Genomic DNA, 3,552 nt, shown 5'->3' with positions numbered 1-3,552 from the left:
GATCCAGTGCGCATAGGGAACGAGTTCGTCCAGCGCCAGCAGCATGCCGTTGTCGGAGAGAACCTTCAGGAAGCTGGTCTTGCCCTCACACAGCGCGGCGCGATGCGCCGTCTCGATCTCGCCAGCGCGCCTGGCATCGATCAGCGACTTCGATCCCTGCGGCCGCGCCAGCAGGATGCCGCTCTCCTCAAAGGTCTCGCGGATCGCGGCGATGCGAAAACTCAAGGCGCCCTCGTCGAGCCCCTCGCCGCCCGAATAAAGCTCCGACCTCGCGATGATCTCCTTGTCGCCCTTGTCGACGCTGCCGCCGGGAAACACCAGCGCGCCGGAATTGAAGTCGATCTCATAATGGCGGACCATCATGAACACTTCGATCTCGCGAACGGCCGCGGCATCGCGCAACAGCAGGATGGTGGAGGCGGGACGCGGGGTGACGATCTCGGCCATCGGATCAACCCGCCGCGCTGGATTGCGGCTGCAGATTGGCGCGCCGGTCGACCCGTGCCACCCGCGAGAGCAAGTAATCGACCTCGGCCCTGGCCGTGGCAGTGATGCCGGCGCCGGGCTTGCGCTGCGCGCTGGAGGCGATGATGCCGCGCTTCTGCAGCACGTATTTTCGCACCGCCAACCCCGCGCCGGGCTGCTGCTCGTAGCGGATCAGCGGCAGGTGGGCGTCGAACAGGTCATGGGCGGCATCGCGCTTGCCGGCTTTCGACAGCTTCACCACGTCGATCAGGAGTTCCGGAAAAGCGTAGCCGGTCATGGCGCCGTCGGCGCCGCGCTCCATTTCGAAATCGAGGAACAGCCCGCCATTGCCGACCAGGATCGACAGCGGCCGCAGCGAGCCGTCGTTCTGGAAGCCGCGCAGCGCCGAGATCTTTTCCAGCCCCGGCCAGTCCTCATGCTTGAGCATCACGCAGGATGGGCTGTCCATCACGATTCTGCGGATCACGGCCGGCGTGAACACCACCGTCAGGGTCAGCGGATAATCCTGCAGCACCCAGGGAATATCGTCGCCGATCGCTTCCTGCGCCTGCCTGAAATAGCCTGTGATCTGGTCGTCGGTGCGCAAGTGCGGCGGCGGCGCGATCATCACCCCGGCAGCCCCCGCCTCCATCGATTTCAGCGCCAGCGCGCGCATGGAGGCAAATCCCGGCGCCGAAACGCCGACGATGATCTGCATGGTGCTGGCGCGCTTGACGAAGCGGACCGCGACCTGCTCGGCCTCCGCGGCGTCAAGCTTCGGCGCCTCGCCGAGGATGCCCAGCACGGTAACGCCATCGCAGCCGACTTCGGCGTAGAAGTCCGTCAGCCGGTCGATCGATTTCTCATCGATGCGGCCGTCATCATGGAACGGCGTCGGCGCGATCGCAAAGGTGCCTGCGGCCTTGGCGGTGAGTTTTGTCATTTGTGCCTCTGTTCCCTGTCGTCATTCCGGGGCACGCGAAGCGTAAACCTGGAATCTCGAGATTCCGGGTTCGATGCTGCGCATCGCCCCGGAATGACCGCTACCTCTAGAACCGCCGCGCGCCCATCTTGACCTGTTCCTCGGAGAAGAAGATCTCCCTGGCATGGGCCACGATGTCGTCCGCCTTCCACCCCGTATGCGGCGGCTTCCAGCCTTCCATTTCCATCATCCGCATTTCGCGCACGCCGCGCGGGCCGGAGACGCCGAGCACCTTGCCGGTCTGGTCGCCCGACAAATCGCTGACCATGTATAGCACGGCCGGGGCAATGCCGTCCGGCCCCAAGGCGGCGCCGGGGTTTTCCTTGTAGCGCGGCAGGTCGGCGGTCATGCGGGTCAGCGCGCCCGGCGCCAGCGTCCAGATCCGGATGTTGTATTTGCGACCCTCGATCGCCAGCACGTTCGACAGTCCCCAGATGCCGCCCTTGGCCGCGCCGTAATTGGTCTGGCCGAAATTGCCGATCAGGCCCGAGGTCGAGGAGGTATTGACGATCACGCCGCCGCCGTTCTCCCGCATCCATCGAAACACCGGCTGGGTGCAGCAGAAGGTGCCTTTCAGATGCACCCGGATCACCTTGTCCCAGTCCGCCTCGTTGGCCTTGGCAAAGGTCTGGTCGAGCAGGATGCCGGCGTTGTTGACCAGGATGTCGGCGCGGCCGAAATTCTTGATGGCGTCGTCGAACACTGATTGGCCGCCGGCCATGGTCGAGATATCGGCGCCATTGGCGACCGCCCGCCCGCCTTCGGCCTTGATCGCGTCGACCACCTTTTGGGCCATCGACCTGTCGGAGCCGGAGCCGTCGCGCGGGCCCCCGAGGTCGTTGACCACCACCGCCGCACCCTCGCGCGCGAACAGTTTTGCGTAGGCCTCACCAAGCCCGCCCCCCGCGCCGGTGATCAGCGCAATTTTTCCGTCGAGCAATCCCATGGTGTTTCTCTCCCCTTATCGTCTCTCGTGTCCCGGACGTGGTGCAGCGTCCTTCACGCTGCGCCGCAGAGCCGGGACCTATTGTTGCGTGGGCCCCGGCTCAGCAGCGCGGCACTGTGTGCCGCGCCGCGTCCGGGGCACGATACCTTCATCCCAGCACCGTCTTGCCGCTCTTGATGACGGTGACGCCTCGCGCCTTCACCTTGGCCTCGAATGAAATCACATTGCCGTCCTTCCACATTTCCATGGTCACGGTCTCGCCGGGATAGACCGGGGCAGAGAACCGCGCGACGTGCTGCCGGAACGCGGACGGATCGTAATCGGCATAGGTCTGCAGCACGCCGCGGCAGGTGATGCCGTAGGTGCACATGCCGTGCAGGATCGGCCGCGGGAAACCGGCGCGTTTGGCGAACTCGGGATCCGAGTGCAGCGGGTTGCGATCGCCGCAGAGGCGGTAGACCAGCGCCTGATCGGGACGCGTAGAGATATCGACGATCCTGTCCGGCGCGCGGCTCGGCACCTTGTGCGGCTCGGGCTGGCCTTCGGACGGCCCGCCAAAACCGCCGTCACCGCGCGCGAAACGCGAGGCGACCAGGGTGGCGAGTTTCTCGCCCTTCTCGTCCTTCAACACCGTCTGGTGACGGATCACCGCGCCCTTGTCCTTGCCCTTGTCGAAGACGTCGAGCACAGTGGAATCGGCGGTGATGTGCGCCGAAGTGGCGAACGGCTTGTGGAAGGTGATGTCGCGCTCGCCGTCGACCACCATCACGCGGTTCAGGTTCATCTCGCCGGGGCCCGCGCCCCAGGCTGCGACCGAGGCAAAGGTCGGCACCACCTTGAGCGGGCGCGGCGTGGCCGCGGCCTCGTTGACGAAGGCCAGTTCCCTCTCGTCCATCGGGTCGGCGCCAAGCCCGATGCCATAGGCATAAAGCATCACCTCGCGGTCGGTGTAGGCGTATTTCTGGCCGAGGTTTTTCAGGGCCATCAGCTCGTCGTACTTGATCAGCATCTTGGTCGTCTCCCGAATATTTTTTTCTTCACCAGCGCCCGTTGCTGCGCTCTCTCCCCCTTGCGGGAGAGGGCATCACCCGCATCGGCAACAAACTCGCTTGGGTGAGGGGTTGGCTCCGCGGATAAACATCTCTCCGTGGATAGAGAC

The 3,552-nt window shown here is 65.1% G+C and carries 3 protein-coding genes and 1 pseudogene; all 4 read right to left on the bottom strand.

Translation table 11 applies throughout. The annotated features are described in order from the left end of the window. Positions 1 to 447 (bottom strand): annotated as a pseudogene (locus WCE35_RS23150) (NUDIX hydrolase); the annotation flags it as partial. A gap of 4 nt (positions 448 to 451) precedes the next feature. Then, positions 452 to 1,408, bottom strand: a complete 957-nt coding sequence (locus WCE35_RS23145) for a dihydrodipicolinate synthase family protein (protein WP_424595639.1) — start codon at positions 1,406 to 1,408, stop codon at positions 452 to 454. A 106-nt stretch (positions 1,409 to 1,514) separates the two neighbouring features. After that, positions 1,515 to 2,393, bottom strand: coding sequence for an SDR family oxidoreductase (locus WCE35_RS23140; protein WP_424595638.1), 879 nt, complete (start codon positions 2,391 to 2,393; stop codon positions 1,515 to 1,517). Between the two features lie 148 nt (positions 2,394 to 2,541). Continuing rightward, the gene (locus tag WCE35_RS23135) at positions 2,542 to 3,402 is read right to left on the bottom strand and encodes a MaoC/PaaZ C-terminal domain-containing protein (protein ID WP_424595637.1); all 861 of its coding nucleotides are present in this window, start codon (positions 3,400 to 3,402) and stop codon (positions 2,542 to 2,544) included. Positions 3,403 to 3,552: the final 150 nt, after the last annotated feature.

Source organism: Bradyrhizobium sp., from assembly GCF_049691595.1.
GTDB lineage: Bacteria > Pseudomonadota > Alphaproteobacteria > Rhizobiales > Xanthobacteraceae > Bradyrhizobium.
The sequence above is the reverse complement of the archived record's forward strand: the minus strand, read 5'-3'. Positions and strand labels throughout refer to the sequence as shown.

Bases quoted from the DNA above. Each gene is read 5' to 3' on its own strand.
- WCE35_RS23145 (WP_424595639.1), bottom strand. From the start codon at position 1,408: ATGACAAAACTCACCGCCAAGGCCGCAGGCACCTTTGCGATCGCGCCG.
- WCE35_RS23135 (WP_424595637.1), bottom strand. From the start codon at position 3,402: ATGCTGATCAAGTACGACGAGCTGATGGCCCTGAAAAACCTCGGCCAG.
- WCE35_RS23140 (WP_424595638.1), bottom strand. From the start codon at position 2,393: ATGGGATTGCTCGACGGAAAAATTGCGCTGATCACCGGCGCGGGGGGC.